Origin of the sequence: Gardnerella sp. DNF00753 (genome assembly GCF_049244275.1) — a bacterium.
In the GTDB taxonomy this organism is placed as follows: domain Bacteria; phylum Actinomycetota; class Actinomycetes; order Actinomycetales; family Bifidobacteriaceae; genus Bifidobacterium; species Bifidobacterium greenwoodii.
In genome coordinates this window covers 1,330,827-1,346,125 of sequence record NZ_CP058393.1, presented here as the reverse complement: position 1 = coordinate 1,346,125, position 15,299 = coordinate 1,330,827, and the positions used below count along the sequence as shown (strand labels likewise).

Annotated in this window: 13 protein-coding genes and 1 tRNA gene; 13 read left to right on the top strand and 1 reads right to left on the bottom strand. The window is 48.5% G+C overall.

Translation table 11 applies throughout. The features are described 5' to 3' along the window. The first annotated feature begins 10 nt into the window (after positions 1 to 10). From HXT33_RS05425 to HXT33_RS05405, 5 genes are read left to right on the top strand one after another with little or no spacing between them, the layout of a single operon-like run. Complete coding sequence (locus HXT33_RS05425; protein WP_421786884.1) at positions 11 to 1,408, top strand: homoserine dehydrogenase; 1,398 nt, start codon at positions 11 to 13, stop codon at positions 1,406 to 1,408. Positions 1,409 to 1,432: 24 nt separating this feature from the next. Beyond that, positions 1,433 to 2,398 carry a homoserine kinase gene (gene thrB / locus HXT33_RS05420; protein WP_421786882.1) on the top strand — a complete coding sequence of 322 codons (966 nt, stop codon included), beginning with the start codon at positions 1,433 to 1,435 and terminating at the stop codon, positions 2,396 to 2,398. Positions 2,399 to 2,453: 55 nt separating this feature from the next. After that, positions 2,454 to 2,762 carry a hypothetical protein gene (locus HXT33_RS05415; protein WP_032841537.1) on the top strand — a complete coding sequence of 103 codons (309 nt, stop codon included), beginning with the start codon at positions 2,454 to 2,456 and terminating at the stop codon, positions 2,760 to 2,762. A 10-nt stretch (positions 2,763 to 2,772) separates the two neighbouring features. Then, on the top strand, positions 2,773 to 3,126 hold the full coding sequence (locus tag HXT33_RS05410) for a hypothetical protein (RefSeq protein ID WP_004135602.1): 354 nt from the start codon (positions 2,773 to 2,775) through the stop codon (positions 3,124 to 3,126). A 44-nt stretch (positions 3,127 to 3,170) separates the two neighbouring features. After that, positions 3,171 to 4,613 (top strand): Maf family nucleotide pyrophosphatase, encoded by a 1,443-nt coding sequence (locus HXT33_RS05405; protein WP_004135600.1) that lies wholly within the window; start codon positions 3,171 to 3,173, stop codon positions 4,611 to 4,613. Between the two features lie 159 nt (positions 4,614 to 4,772). Here HXT33_RS05405 and HXT33_RS05400 read toward each other — a convergent pair whose 3' ends face one another. Next, the gene (locus HXT33_RS05400) at positions 4,773 to 5,714 is read right to left on the bottom strand and encodes an AEC family transporter (RefSeq protein WP_004135598.1); all 942 of its coding nucleotides are present in this window, start codon (positions 5,712 to 5,714) and stop codon (positions 4,773 to 4,775) included. Positions 5,715 to 6,162: 448 nt separating this feature from the next. Here HXT33_RS05400 and HXT33_RS05395 point away from each other — a divergent pair, with 448 nt between their 5' ends. The 8 genes from HXT33_RS05395 to secE all read left to right on the top strand — a co-directional run bounded on the left by HXT33_RS05395 (position 6,163) and on the right by secE (position 15,277). Beyond that, positions 6,163 to 9,468 carry an Rne/Rng family ribonuclease gene (locus tag HXT33_RS05395; protein WP_421786880.1) on the top strand — a complete coding sequence of 1,102 codons (3,306 nt, stop codon included), beginning with the start codon at positions 6,163 to 6,165 and terminating at the stop codon, positions 9,466 to 9,468. A gap of 190 nt (positions 9,469 to 9,658) precedes the next feature. Then, complete coding sequence (gene rplU, locus HXT33_RS05390) at positions 9,659 to 9,967, top strand: 50S ribosomal protein L21 (protein WP_004129104.1); 309 nt, start codon at positions 9,659 to 9,661, stop codon at positions 9,965 to 9,967. A 33-nt stretch (positions 9,968 to 10,000) separates the two neighbouring features. Further along, positions 10,001 to 10,252: a 50S ribosomal protein L27 gene (gene rpmA / locus HXT33_RS05385; protein ID WP_004133764.1), complete on the top strand. Its 252-nt coding sequence runs from the start codon at positions 10,001 to 10,003 to the stop codon at positions 10,250 to 10,252. Positions 10,253 to 10,531: 279 nt separating this feature from the next. Beyond that, complete coding sequence (gene obgE, locus HXT33_RS05380) at positions 10,532 to 12,214, top strand: GTPase ObgE (protein ID WP_421775970.1); 1,683 nt, start codon at positions 10,532 to 10,534, stop codon at positions 12,212 to 12,214. A gap of 20 nt (positions 12,215 to 12,234) precedes the next feature. Continuing rightward, positions 12,235 to 13,380: a glutamate 5-kinase gene (gene proB, locus HXT33_RS05375; RefSeq protein WP_004135592.1), complete on the top strand. Its 1,146-nt coding sequence runs from the start codon at positions 12,235 to 12,237 to the stop codon at positions 13,378 to 13,380. 179 nt (positions 13,381 to 13,559) lie between these two features. Beyond that, positions 13,560 to 14,804: a pyridoxal phosphate-dependent aminotransferase gene (locus HXT33_RS05370; RefSeq protein ID WP_410314526.1), complete on the top strand. Its 1,245-nt coding sequence runs from the start codon at positions 13,560 to 13,562 to the stop codon at positions 14,802 to 14,804. A gap of 132 nt (positions 14,805 to 14,936) precedes the next feature. Then, positions 14,937 to 15,012 (top strand) — tRNA-Trp (locus HXT33_RS05365). 37 nt (positions 15,013 to 15,049) lie between these two features. Further along, entirely contained in the window at positions 15,050 to 15,277 is a 228-nt protein-coding gene (secE, locus tag HXT33_RS05360) for a preprotein translocase subunit SecE (protein WP_308583014.1), read from the top strand. Positions 15,278 to 15,299 lie beyond the last annotated feature (22 nt).

Genomic DNA, 15,299 nt, shown 5'->3' with positions numbered 1-15,299 from the left:
GGCGAAAGTTATGCAAAGCAATCAATCGACTAAAACTATTCGCGTAGGTCTACTTGGGGCTGGAACTGTTGGGTCTCAAACAGCGCGACTAATAGTTGAACAGTTCAATGAGCTTAAGAAGCGAACTGGTGCTGAGATTGAGCTCGCAGCAGTTGCGTGCTTACGCCCAGCGGAAGTTAATGTGCCTTGGATTAAGCGCGATTTGCTAACTACAGACACCGCCTCTTTATGTAGTCGCGAAGACATTGATATTATAGTCGAGCTTATTGGCGGACTTGAGCCTGCGCATACTTTTGTAAAAAGCGCGCTGAGCCACGGAAAATCCGTTGTGACAGCTAACAAAGCGCTTCTTGCAAAGTTCGGTCCGGAATTATACGAGTGTGCAGAAAGTCACGGAGTTGACTTGTACTTTGAAGCGTCTGTTGCAGGAGCGATTCCTATTCTTCGTCCGCTTCGAGAGTCTCTTATTGGTGACGAAATTACGCAAATTTTTGGCATAGTAAACGGCACTACAAACTATATTCTTGACGAAATGACCGTGCGCGGACTTGATTTTGATTCGGCTTTGCGTGCAGCTCAAGAAAAAGGCTACGCAGAAGCGGATCCAACCGGAGATGTTGAAGGATTCGACGCTGCAAATAAGGCTGCTATTCTTGCAACTCTTGCATTCCAAATGCCGGTAAGTATTGACGATGTTTCCGTTGAGGGAATTAGCGCGATTACGGCTGAAGATATTGCGGCAGCGAGCGCGGAAAAGCGCGTGATTAAGCTTCTTGCGGCAGTTGAGAGGCACGGTGATGGCGGTGACGGCTGTGACGGCTGTGACGGCGAGTCAAGTGCAGATGACGGAGTGAGCGTTAGCGTGTATCCGGCGCTTGTTGGCGCGGAACATCCTTTGGCTTCTGTGCATGGCAGTTTTAATGCTGTGTTTGTAAAAGCTCAGGCTGCAGATGACTTAATGTTCTACGGACGCGGTGCTGGCGGCGCTCCAACTGCCAGCGCTGTTGTGGGAGATGTTGTTAGCGCAGCTAGAAATATTGTGCGCGGATGCTCCGGCTTTGGTGTGCCAATGTACAACAAGTATGTGCCGGCTTCTAGCGAGCAGACTTGTGCTGATTTTGTGATTCGTTGCAACATGGAAGACACTTCTTTGGCTTTGTGCAGCGAAGTTATGGATGTTTTTGCAGATTATGGCGTTAAGGTTGAGCGTTTGGCTTCGGCTTGTGAAGCGCAATACGAGCAGGTTGAAGGGGAGTCGGATTGCCCACAGTGCGGTCTTGGTGGGCCTGGAAGTATGCGCGTTCTTGTGCGCGAATGTTCTAAAGCTACTGTGCAATCTATTTGCAAGGATTTGCAAGATTTAGATTTTGTGCTGGATAAGCCGCTTGCTTTGCGAATTATTAAGTAAACGCTCTAACGAAAAAGGTGCGAAATGAAACCAGTATGCAACAGCGTGTCAGTTAGAGTTCCAGCAACCAGCGCAAATCTTGGATCCGGGTTTGATACTGCAGGAATTGCGCTTGACTACGCTGATTCGTTGGTGTTTACACTGGATGAGTCGCAAGATGTTCGCGTAATAATTCACGGAGAAGGCGAAAATACTCTTCCGCGCGACGAAAATCATTTGGTTGTAAAAGCATTTCGTAAAGCTTGCGAAATTTTTGGATTGCCAAACTTGAAATTTACTCTTGAAGCGCATAATCAAATACCACAAGCGCGCGGAATGGGATCTTCCGCCAGCGCAATCGTGGCAGGAGTAGCAGCAGCCTGGAGTTTTGCGCACGAAGGCAATATTGATCGTGAGACAATTTTTGAGATTTCGGCCGCAATTGAAGGCCATCCAGATAACGTTGCTCCCGCAGTTTTTGGCGGATTGACAATGAGTTGGAAGGATTCGCAAGAGTTTCACACGGTGCAATATAAGGTTTCAAAAGACATTTCCGTTTCTATTTTTGTGCCTGATTTTAAGCTGTCTACAGAAAAAGCGCGTCAAGCTCTTCCAGAAAAAGTGCCGTATGGTGACGCAATATTTAACGTGTCTCGAGCTGCAATGCTTCCGGTTGCGTTTGGTGAACTAAATAGCGAATCTTGCGATGCTGTAAAATCAAATCTTTCTAGAAATGAACTGCTGTTTGAGGCAACTCAAGACACTCTTCATCAACCGTATCGCGCGAATCTTATGCAGGATTCATGGGATTTGGTGAAATCGCTTCGAGATGCCGGTTTTGCGGCCGCGATTTCGGGAGCAGGTTCTTGTGTTGCTGTATTTTATGCAGGAAACAGTGCGCTCGCAAACGAGCAAATCGACAAAATTGCGGAGCCGTGGCTTTCGCGCGATGGCTGGCAGGTGCTTCACATGTCGGTTGATTCTTCGGGCGTGGCAATAACTCGCGAATAGGCTGTGCGAAGTTGTAATGAAGCAACAAGTCAATAAATTGTGGTACAATTATCGAATGGCTATTAGATTTGATCCCAAATCTGCATACAAACATTTCGATGAAGATCATCTAAATGAGGAAGAGATACTAAAAGCTATGGCTAAGCCTATATGGTTTGCTTTAGTTGATCCTAATGATGTGTCGAATCCACCTAGTTCAAAAGGAACAGTTGTTGCATTGGTCATATGTTTAAGGCATCCGGGTGCATGGCAAGATGATTTAATCGAGGTACTTGCGAGGCCACAAGGTAAAGATTTTCTTGTGTTTCACGTAGAGCATTTAACTGATAAATGGTTTAAATATTGGAAAAAGTGGAGCAAATGAGGTGATTTGCATGGATATTTATGAGAATTTAGCTGATGAAAATGTGTCTGCTCCAAATAATCCTCCTGTAGCTCAATTTTCAGGCAAGGATGCTTCAGTAATTATGCAAACTTTACTTTCTGAAGATTCTGATGCAACTGAAATATTTGCATCCTTATCTGGACCAGGAAGACCAAATTCGAAAGAAAGGCGCGAAAGTAGTGTTCAAGAGCGTTTTCGTGTACCTAAATCTTGGAGTGAATATATTTCTCGCGCTGCTAAAAGAGATGGCATGCCAAATAAAAGCAAGTATTTACAATCTTTGATTTTGAGAGACGCTCAGATGCATAATGAGCAATGCCAGCTACAGGCGGTATTACAGTAACCAGAAAATAGGCTGTGCGAAGGTATAAAAAGGAAGAGTAAAGTATGGCAGTTACGTTGATTTTGGCTTCAAAGTCGCCTGCGCGTAGAGCGGTTTTGGCGGCGGCCGGCGTGATCCCTGTGATTCACGAGAGTGAAGTGGATGAGCCGGCGGCTTTGCGCGATGCGGCTAGTGAGCGCGGAACAAACGTTGAAGAGTTGAGCGCTGAGCAACGCGTTTCGATTTTGGCGCGCGCGAAGGCTTCTGCCGTGTATGATGCGTGGAAGTGTGTGGCGGATGCGGCTGCAAGCGCTAGTGGCGATTTGGTTGTTGGATATCCGCTGGAAGCTGAAGCTGAAACTGCGGGATCTGAATCTTCTGAAATTGGTGAATCTTCTAGCAACGCTTTAGCAAGCGACTCTCAAGCAGACGTAACGCATAACGTAGATACCGCGCAAACTCGCGACTTTTCAGGCGTAACTGTTCCTACAAAAACTTTCGATATTCACGATTTTGCATATACAAATAAATCTTCTCATGATTGTAGCGGTGTACTGATTGTTGGCTGCGATTCCATGTTCCTGCTCGATGGCGAATGCTACGGAAAGCCGCACACGCCCGAAATTGCTTTTGAGAGAATCAAGAATATGAGTGGCAAAACAGGACAATTGTGGACTGGTCATTGCTTAATCGACGCAAAAACTGGCAAAATTGTATGCAAAACAAGCCACGCAAGTGTAACTTTTGCACATATGAGCGACGCTGAAATTCGCGCGTACGTAGAAACTGGCGAGCCGCTGGAAGTTGCGGGATCCTTTACGCTAGAAGGATTCGGCGGAGCTTTTATTGAGGGAATTCAGGGAGATCCGCACGGAGTTCTTGGAATCAGCTTGCCTCTTCTTCGCAATATGGTTGCCGAGCTTGGATACGCCTGGCCAGATTTGTGGAATAAGAATACCTTGGAAGAAGTTGGTGCGAAGAACGATCCGACTTCCACAGAAGTTCCTAAAGAAAATGTGCATCAGCCGGGGGATGGTTGGGTGCAGTGCAATTGTGGGCGAAGGCACTGGGGTCATAACGGTGCTGCTGGAGTGCTGCTTGCTAGGCGAGATGAGGCGACCGGGCGCGTGACGCACGTTGTGATGCAGCATCGCGCGCTTTGGAGTGCGGAAGGCGGTACTTGGGGCATTCCGGGCGGAGCAATTTCCGACGGCGAAAGTGCAATTGAGGGAGCGTTGCGCGAGTCGTTTGAAGAAGCGAATATTACTTCGGAAGATATTGAGGTTGTTGGAGCTTACCGTGAAGATCACGGAAACTGGTGCTATACAACGGTTTTTGCGTTTGAAAAGCCGGGGCATAGTGTGGATCCTTGCGCGCACGACGACGAGAGTATGGAAATTAAGTGGGTGCCGATTGACGACGTGCCTAAGTTGAAGCTGCTTACGGCAATGCGCACTGATTGGCCGTCTTTCCGCGCGCGCCTTGATTCGCTTGCCTCGATTCTCTAGTTGCGCAAAGGTAGGTGCGCAAAGGTAGGTGCGCAAAGGTAGCTTCAATTTGGAAGTAGACTTCCAAGTATGAGTTAGTTTTGCGGAATCTGGAAGTAGACTTCCAACTTGCGAAAGGTAAATTTCTTGTTGCAAATGCTACGAATGTGCGAGAATTAGTTACCCCAAAATGGCGGCGATTACAGCTATGCAAATCGGGCTGGTAACCGTAGAAAACAGGATTCCGTCACGCGCAAAACTTAAGCCAACGCCGTATCTAGCTGCATAATTGTAAACGTTTTGGCCTGTTGGAAGCGCCGCAAGCACAACGCACGCGTACAAAGTCGCCCCGCGAAAACCCATCACAAAGTAAGCCAGCAAAAACGCAATAATTGGCATAATCAAATTTTTCAGCACCGCAACTGTTGCAATCGCAGCGCGATTTGAATCCTTCTGCAAAGGTCTACTTCCGTAAAGCGACATACCGAAAGCCATCAAAATCATAGGGACTGCGGAATCGCCAATCATTTTAATAGGATCGTACAAAAAATTCGGAACAGGGAAATAGCCAACTTTTGCGGAAATCGCAGAAATCACAATTCCGCCAAGAGATCCAATTAAAAGCGGCTGCTTCAAAGGCTGCTGAGCAATACGCTTAAGCGAGAATTTGCCGGTAGTCGTGATGTCAAGAACCGTCAAGCCAACAGGAGTAAAAACGGCCTGTTGCATAACCAAAATTGGCGCTACGAGTGCAGGATTTCCAAGAATATAAGTTGCAACCGGCAATCCAATATTATTGGAATTTAAGTAAAGCGAATTAAGCGCGCCAATTGTGCAGTCGGCTGCAGGAAGGTGGAAAAATATGCGGTTAAGCAATATGAACGCAAGTCCAACAATCATTGCAGAAAAGAACGCAACAAAAATCGAAGAATGAAAAATCTCAAAAATAGGCTCTTTAGAAAGAATTGCGAACATTAAGCAAGGGCTTGAAACGAAGAAACTTACTCGATTTAGCACCATTTGAGCTTGAGAGCCGCCAATGTGAAGGCGGGCGGTAATATAGCCGGCAAGAATCACAATGCCGATTACGCAAAAGCCTTGCATAGCGCTGATTAAGCCCATTTCGTGCCTCCCAAGGGTATCGCAAATTATTCCAAATATTATTCCAAATATTAAGTAGTGCGCAAATATATTCGTACAAACCTCTGCTGCAACTATAGGAGCGATATGCAACTTTTGCGAGTGCGCAAACGATTTGCATTAGTGCAGATAGTAGCGCGCGTGTAGTTTTTCTGCTTTTGGCTTAAAAGTAACGTTGTAAATTTTAATATTCAGTAAATTGGATATTTGACTCGGCAATATGGCATACTAGAGAGCGGTGGCACTGCAAGCCGCCGGGCGATTGATGGCGTCGATCCCCTCGTGAGTGTTTTTCCGAGGCTGGCGTCCGCCGTCGCGCAATTAGACTTTGTAGAGAGCCTTGGGGTGGCTCGCGTGCGTGCGTGTTCATCTTAAAGCCAGGGATGCGAGGCGATTGCAGCGTTTCGTGAGGAGCATAGTGCCCAGAATAATGAGAGAACGCTTCAATGAATCTGAAGCTGAAAATAGTATAACTGTGTCTAAAAATCCGGTTGCGGCTAAAGACGCTAAAGACGCTAAAAATGTTAAAGATGCTAAAGATGCTAAAGATGTGTCGTTTGTCGGCGCTTCTGCTGCAGGTATAGCTGCTACTTCTGCCGCTTCTGCTACTTCTGCTGCTGGAGTTGTGCGTCGTCGCCGAGGCCGTCGCGTGACGCGTGGTGCTGGTGCAGCCGGCGAAGCGATGGAATTAAAGGTAGAAGAGTCGAGCACGAAGATTTTTAATAGCGGCGTTGATAGCGCAGTTGATAGGGGCGATAATAATCGCAATAATGCTAGAACCAATGCCAGCACCAATGCCAGCGCTAATAGTCGCACTAATAGTCGCGATAATCGCGCTGCTGGTCGCGCTAATAACGTTAAAAGTCGCGCAGAAAGCCATGTTGACAGCAACGTCGACAGTCATGCTGACAGTCATTCTGAAAGCCACACGTCATCTCGCCCTATTACTTCTTTGCTGTTCCAAGAGCCTGTTTTGCCGGCTCATGTTAATAGTGATGAAAGCGAGCGTTTGCGCGAAGATTCCAGGGATGATTCTCGCGCAGATTCGCGTTCGTCTTCGCGTTCGTCTTCTCGCGCGGATTTGCGTCATGATTCGCGCGCAAATTCTCGTGAGGATGCACGTTCTGATTCTCAATCGGATTTTGAAGACGAATCTGAAAACAGTGCGAATGAGCGTCAAAGCCGTCGCAATAATCGTAATCGCAATGAATCTTCTCAAAAAAGCCAACGTTCTCGCCGCTCGCGTCGTCTGAATGCGGTTGAGCGTCGAGCTGCTGCCGAAGTCGAGCAAATTGAAGAGGATCTTGCGTACGACGATATTGTTTATGCGCCTATTGATACTCAAATCGATGAAACTCTTGATGTTAGCGATATTTTAGATAGCGACGATCGCAACGATGGCAGCGACAGCAGTGATCGCAGTGATCGCAACGACCGCAGAAACAGAGGAAATCTTCGCAATCGAAGGAATCGCGGCAATAGCGATGATCGCAGCGACAGCAGTGACAATCGCAGCGACCGCAGCGACATTCGAGATGATAATCAAGACAATAATGATGACAGTCAAGATTATGGTCAAGATGACAATCAAGATACTGGCTTGCGTCGTCGCCGTCGTCTTCGCGACTCGTCAAGCAGCATTCTTGATGAAGATGACGATGAGGGAATGATAACGCGTCGTCGTCGCCGTCGTCGTTCTTCGCGCGAAAATATTGACGAAGTATCTCAGGAAGATCGCGATTTAATACCGGATCCAGAAGAACTTCGCGCTCAAGACGAAGAAGAAACGCTTTACACGCGTCGCCGTCGTCGCCGCCGCTCTAAGTCTTCGGATGATTCCGCAGCTTCATCGCAATCGCAGTCTTCGCAGTCGTCATTGTCTTCTTCGGATGATTCTTTTGCTTCTTCTCGCTTAAGTGCCGACGATTTATCTTCTAGGCGCTCTCGCAAGCAGCAGTATATTGACGAAATCACGGATATTGAGGGCTCTACTAGACTTGAAGCAAAGCGTCAGCGTCGCCGTGACAATCGCCGCGAGCGCGCGCGTCAAAACTTAATTATGGAGCAGGATTTCCTTGCTCGTCGCGAAAATGTTGATCGTTTGATGGTGGTTCGCGAGCGCGATCGTCACACGCAAATTTCCGTTATTGAAGACAATATTCTTGTGGAGCACTACGTTTCCGATATTCAAGAAGTTGCAACCGTTGGCAATATTTATCTTGGTCGCATTCAAAACGTGCTTCCAAGCATGGAAGCTGCGTTTGTGGATATTGGTCAGGCTCGAAATGGCGTGCTCTATGCTGGCGAAGTCAACTGGGATATGACGCGTTTGGAAGGTCAGCCTCGCAGAATTGAGCTTGCTTTTAAGTCCGGAGATCCTGTGCTTGTGCAGGTTACTAAGGATCCGATTGGCCACAAGGGTGCGCGACTAACTTCGCAAGTAACTCTTGCAGGTCGTTTCCTTGTGCTTGTTCCTTCTGGCGGAATGACGGGCGTAAGCCGTAAGCTTTCGGATCGTGAGCGCTCGCGTTTGCGCGCTATTGTTTCTAAGATTGCTCCAAAAGATATGGGCATTATTATTCGTACTGCTGCTGAGGGTGCAAGCGAAGAGGCAATTCAGAAGGATCTTGAATCGCTTGTTAAGCAGTGGGATCGCATTGAAGCAAAGCGTGAGGAGTATTTGCACGGCAAGCGTCCTAAGCTGCTTCAAGGCGAGCCGGATGTGGCTATTCGTGTTGTTCGAGATATTTTCAACGATGACTTCCAGAAGCTTATTGTTGAAGGCGAGGGCGTGCACCAGCGCATTAACGAATATCTTGAAATGATGGCACCTGATTTGTTGAGCAAGGTTGAGTATTGGGATCCTGCTGAGCATGAGGGCAAAGATATTTTCGACAAGTGGCAGATTGATAGCCAGCTTCGAAAAGGCATGGAGCGTCAGGTTTACTTGCAGTCGGGCGGCTCGATTGTTATTGATCGAACTGAAGCTATGACTACGATTGACGTTAATACCGGTCGTTTTATTGGACGCGGTAAGTCTTTGGAAGAAACGGTTACGCGCTGTAATTTGGAAGCTTCCGAAGAAATCGCGCGACAGTTGCGTTTGCGCGATATTGGCGGCATGGTAATGATTGATTACGTCGACATGGTTATGCCAGCCAACCGTGATTTGGTGTTGCGAAGACTGCTTGAGTGCTTGGCGCGAGATAGAACTAAGCATCAGGTTGCTGAAGTTACTTCGCTTGGTCTTGTGCAAATGACGCGTAAGCGTGTTGGACAGGGCTTGGTTGAAGCTTTCTCGGAGGAATGCCCAACGTGCAAGGGTCGTGGATTTATTTTGCACGATGAGCCGACGGTTTCTTCGGAATATGCCGATCCTTATGCGCTTAAGGGTGGCGATCCGTTTGTGAAAACGAACAAGTATGGTCATGGAACTTCTACGGTTGCTCCAGAGCCGCAAAAGCAGCAGGGTTCTAGCGCTGAAGTGCGTGCTAAGCTTGCGCGTATTGCTGCAGCGTCCGCAATTAGTGAATCTATAGAATCTGCTGGAAATTCTGGAAATGATGAAAATGCGGAAAATGTAGAATCTGCGGAAAGTGCGGAAGTAATTGAAACTAAAGAAACTGCTAATTTCGCAGAAAATGCGGAATCTACCGAATCTGTAGAATCTTCTGAACCTGCAAAAACTGAAGAATATACGGAATATACAGAATATAGAGAGCCTACGGAGTATTAATAATCTTAAGGATAATCTATTAAGTATATGCCTTGAGTACAATATTGAATATTGTCTGCATTGCCCAATGAAACTAACCACTTGACGTTAGTACATGGGTGGGTGTATTTTTGATAGTCGGTGTCTTGCCGCGCGCATTTTGCTGTGCGCAAGACAGAAGTAAGCTTTCAATTGAGCTAAGGAACGAATTATGTACGCGATTGTGAAGGCCGGTGGCCATCAAGAGAAGGTCGAGGTTGGCGACGCCATTCTCGTGAACCGTCTCGATGCGAAGAAGGGCGATACCGTGGAATTCCCGGTCGCGCTCGTTGTTGACGGTGCTAAGGTGACCTTAAGCGCCAAGGATCTTGCTAAGATCACGGTGAAGGCAGAAGTCTTGAACGACGAAGCCAAGGGCCCAAAGATTAGCATTATGAAGTTTAAGAACAAGACTGGTGTGGCTCGTCGCAAGGGTCATCGCCAGAAGTTGACTCTCGTCAAGATCACGGCCATCGCCTGATTGACGGTGTTATAAACCTGAAAGGACAGTGAGATGGCACATAAGAAGGGTGCGTCTAGCTCGCGCAACGGTCGCGACTCGCAAGCGCAATATCTTGGTGTGAAGAAGTTCGGCGGTGAAGCTGTTGTGGCTGGCAACATTATCGTTCGTCAGCGCGGCACTAAGTTCCACGCCGGTCAGAATGTTGCTTTGGGCAAGGATCACACGCTGTACGCTTTGACGGACGGCAATGTGAAGTTCGGCATTCGTCGCGACCGCAAGGTTGTTGACGTTGTTACCGCCTGAGTGACAAATTAGTCTTCGAGCCGCACCCAATTCGGTGCGGCTTTTTTGTTCTCGCATATTTCCTCGTTTTTGGAGCGTTGAAGCGGGTTTGGTGCTCCAAACGCCGTATAAATTTCCGGCGTTTGTGGTCAAAAACAGCCAGAGCGGAAACAAATGCCGTATAAATTTCCGGCAAATGTGGTCAAAAACAGCCAGAGCGGAAACAAACGCCGGGAAAATCTCCGGCAAATGTTTTCGTAGCTTCGAGATTAAGTGTTTAGCTTCGAGTAAGGTAGCAGTATGAGTGATTTTGTAGATCGCGTAACAGTGCACGTGAAGGGTGGCGACGGCGGCAATGGTTCCGCCGGAGTCCGTCGCGAAAAGTACAAGCCATTGGCAGGCCCAAACGGCGGCAATGGTGGAGACGGCGGTTCAGTTATTTTTGTAGCTGATCGTAACGCAAATAGCTTACTCGACTACCGTTTTATGCCTCATCGAACAGCAGAGAATGGCACGATGGGCTTGGGCGACACTAAAGACGGTTCAAAAGGCGCTGATTTGGTGCTTCCTGTGCCTGTTGGAACTGTTGTTTTCACAGCCAAAGGCGCAGCTGGAGCCGCTAAGCGTCCGGGTGAAGTTTTGGCGGATTTGCGTCATGTTGGGGATAAATTTGTTGTAGCTCAAGGCGGTGCCGGTGGTCTTGGTAACGCAGCTTTGGCAAATAAAGTACGACGTGCTCCAGGTTTTGCTCTTTTGGGAGAGCCAGGCGAAGAACGCGACGTAATTTTGGAACTCAAATCTATTGCAGACGTGGCTTTAGTAGGCTTCCCATCTGCAGGAAAATCAAGCCTAGTCGCATCAATTAGCGCAGCCAAACCAAAAATTGCTGACTATCCGTTTACTACTTTGGTGCCAAATCTTGGCGTAGTAAGTTTCGGAAATTATCGCTACACAATTGCAGACGTGCCAGGTTTGATTCCAGGAGCATCCGAAGGAAAGGGCTTGGGTCTTGAGTTTTTGCGCCATATTGAGCGCACGGAAATTATTGCGCACGTAATTGATTGCGCAACTCTTGAGCCAAATCGCGACCCAATTAGCGACTATCACGCTCTTGAACATGAGCTTTCGCAATACGCTAACAAACTTGAGCTTCCGTTGGGCGCAATCCCAATTCCGGAGCGTCCGCGAATTATTATTCTTAACAAAGTCGACGTCCCTGAAGCTAAGGAATTGGCTGATTTTGTGCGCGGCGAGTTTGAGAAAATGGGATTGACTGTATTTGAGATTTCTACAGCATCTCACGAAGGCTTGAAAGAGCTTGGTTTTGCGCTTGGTCGACTGGTTGAAAAGATGCGTGAGAAGCTCGCTGCCGAGGAAGCGGCTCGCGAAGAAGAGCGCGTTGTTATTCAGCCTCTTGAGCAGCCGGCTTCGACTTTGCGCAGGCGTCGCGATGATGGTCGCGGAAACAGTTCGGACTTTGAAATTAAGCGCGAAGAAGACAGAAATGGTGATTTTTGGTTCACTGTAACCGGTACCAAGCCGGAGCGCTGGGTTGTACAAACGAATTTTGACAACGACGAAGCAGTAGGCTACTTGGCAGATCGTTTGGCAAAGCTCGGTGTTGAAGACGAGTTGCGCAAGAAGGGCGCGCGTCCGGGAGATGAAATTCGCATTGGTAGCGGCAAGCACATGGTTTGCTTCGACTGGGATCCAAGCATTGCAGCCGGTGCGGAAGGATTGGACGGAGCTAATTTGGGTGCGCGTGGCAAGGATTTGCGACTCGAAGCGAACGATCCTCGCGGAGCAAGACGCACGAATGCAGAGCGTAGACGAGATTATCACAGCATGATGGACGCTAAATCTGCGGTTCGAGAAGCGATGATGGCTGAGCGAAAGTCGGGACATTGGGCGGATCCTTCTGTGGACGACGATCGTCATGACGAAAATAGCTTATTTGGGCGCGGTGAAGAACAGGAAAACTAGCGGAATCAAGGGGGAATTTTATGAGTAATCCGGAAATTGAACTTACCGAAGACGGGGTTCGGTGTTCAATCCGCGAGGCGCGCACAATTGTTGTAAAAGTAGGCTCAAGCTCTCTTACGGACGCATCTGGGCGGCTGGATGTGCAAAAGTTGCGTGCTCTTGTTTCTGCAATTAGTCACGCGCAAATGCAAGGTGCTCGAATTGTTCTTGTGTCTTCTGGTGCGATTGCCGCGGGCTTTGGACTACTTGGTTTTGCGGAGCGTCCAAAAGATGTGCCAACTCAGCAGGCCACGGCTTCGGTTGGTCAAGGCTTGCTTATGGCACAATATGAAGCAGCATTTTCGCAATTTGGTTTCAGAGTAGGGCAGATGTTACTGACGGCAGACGTTACTATTTCGCCATCTCGCTACCGTAACGCGCAGCGCACAATGACGCGTTTGCTGGAACTTGGCGTAATCCCAATCGTAAACGAAAACGATGCGCTTTCTAGCAACGAAATTCGCTTCGGCGACAACGATAGACTCGCAGCTATTGTGGCAAATATTGTGCGTGCAGAAGCGCTTGTGCTGCTTACAGATGTGGATTCGCTTTATACTGCGCCGCCTAGCGAGCCTGGTGCAAAACGAGTGAGCTTTGTGCCGGATGTGACGCGCGCTTTAGAAGAAGTGAAGGTTGGTGCAAGTGTTTCGGGAGTAGGCACTGGGGGTATGGTGACGAAGCTGGAGGCCGCGCATGTGGCGGCAGTTTCAGGTATTCCAACCGTGCTTACTTGTGCTGGAAACGCAGGGCCGGCCCTTGCTGGAGATGTTGTTGGAACTGCGTTTGCTCCGGTTCATACGCGCGATTCTGCTAGGCGACTTTGGATTGGGTTTGCGTCACATCCTCACGGAACGCTGGTGGTTGATGAGGGTGCTGCTAAGGCTGTGCGCGGCGGACGTGCGAGCCTTCTTGCGGCTGGTATTGTGCGTGTTTGCGGAGAGTTTTCGGCAACGGATCCGGTGTGGATTGACGACGAGCAGGGAAATCACTTGGCGAAAGGTTTAGTGGCTTTTGATGCTGAGGAGATTCCGGAGATTATGGGGCGCACAAGCGATGAGCTTGAGGAGTCGCTTGGCAGGCAGTATGCGCATCCGGTGGTGCATCGCGACAATCTTGTGCTTGTGTAATTAGCTGTATTCCCAAACGTGCGCAACTTGTCCCGCGTTTGGAGGGTTGTGGCGTGGTTTTTGCTCCAAATGTGCGCAGCTTTTCTCGCATTTGGAGCGTTTGTGTTGCTTTGACGCTCCAAACGCGGGGAATTTCCGGCAAATTTACCGTTTCGCGGCTTGCGGTTACACTAGAAACCATGGCAGAGAATATGGTAGATACTTCCGCACAAGAAGATTGGCGCGTATTAAGCGAGCGCATAAACCGGGTAGCACCAAGCGCAACGCTTGCAGTCGACGGCAAAGCAAAAGCTATGAAAGCTTCCGGCGTTGACGTAGTAAGTTTCGGCGCAGGCGAGCCGGATTTTCCTACTCCTTCTTATATTGTCGAAGCTGCAGCTGCGGCTTGCAAAGACCCTCGAAACTACCGATACACCGCTACTGCCGGTCTGCCGGAGCTTAGAGAAGCAATCGCCCGTAAAGTTAAGCGCGATTCTGGCTACGAAGTCTCACCGAATCAAGTTGTAGTAACAAACGGAGGAAAGCAAGCCGTTTACGAAGCTTGCCAAATCCTTCTAAATGATGGTGATGAAGTTATTATTCCAGCCCCATATTGGACTAGCTACCCGGAGGCCGTGAAGCTTGCGGGCGGCGTTCCTGTGCCGGTTTTGGCAGGCGCAGAACGTGGTTTTGAGCCAGATATTGATGCGCTTGAAGCCGCTCGCACTCCACGCACTCGCGCAATTATTGTAAATTCGCCTTCGAATCCTACGGGCGCTATTTGGAGCGCACAAACTATTCGCGCAATCGGCCAGTGGGCTGTAAAGCACCATATTTGGGTGCTTTCCGACGAAATTTACGAGCATCTTCATTACGACGGAATTTCAACTTCTTACATTGGTGTTGAGGTTCCGGAAGTTAGAAATCAGCTGCTGATTTTAAACGGTGTTGCTAAAACTTACGCAATGCCAGGCTGGCGAGTTGGTTGGATGGTTGCGCCTGCGGATGTTGCAAAAGCTGCAGTAAAGCTGCAAAGTCACATGACTTCTAACGTTTCTAATATTTCGCAACGAGCCGCAATTGCTGCAGTTGGCGGATCTTTAGACGTGGTTAGCACAATGCGCGAATCTTTTGACGCTCGTCGCAAAGCAATTGTGGAAGCGCTGAATAATATTGACGGCGTTACTTGTCCGCTTCCTCACGGCGCTTTTTACGCTTTTGCTAACGTTGAGGCGCTTCTTGAGCGTCCTCTTGGCGAGCATCGCGAAGTTCCGCATACTTCTTCGCGATTTGCGGAAATGTTGCTTGATGAAGCACATGTTGCTGCTGTTCCAGGAGAGGCTTTTGGCGCTCCAGGTTATTTGCGATTCTCTTGCGCGCTCGCGGACGATCAGCTTGCAGAAGGTATGCGTCGCATGAAAAAGTGGGTTGAATCTCAACTTTAGTGGGTTGTGGCTTAGCTTTATACGACACTCGCTAAATGCTATTAATCGCGAAATCATGCCCATGAGATAACATAGCTATCTGGCGGTTTTGCTATGTCGCACCTTTTGGGGTATGATAAGCAAGTTCACCATAGGGATGTGGCGCAATTGGTAGCGCAACGGTCTCCAAAACCGTAGGTTGTGGGTTCGAGTCCCGCCGTCCCTGCCAGTTTTTAGTTCACAAATTCTACACGAAGGAATAAGGCATGGCACAGGCACGCAGCACTAATAAAGCAGTAAAGCCGAACTTGTTCATGCGCATTGGCATGTTCGTCAAGCAAACTATCGATGAAACGCGCAAGGTTGTTGCTCCTCATGGCAAAGAGTTGTTCGCTTGGTCTATAGCTGTGTTCGTATTCGTTGTATTCTTAATGGCTTTCGTAACCTGCATGGATCTTGGCTTAGGCAAGTTCGTAATGTGGTTGTTCGGCTGAGTTGAAATTTTGAAGGTGTATA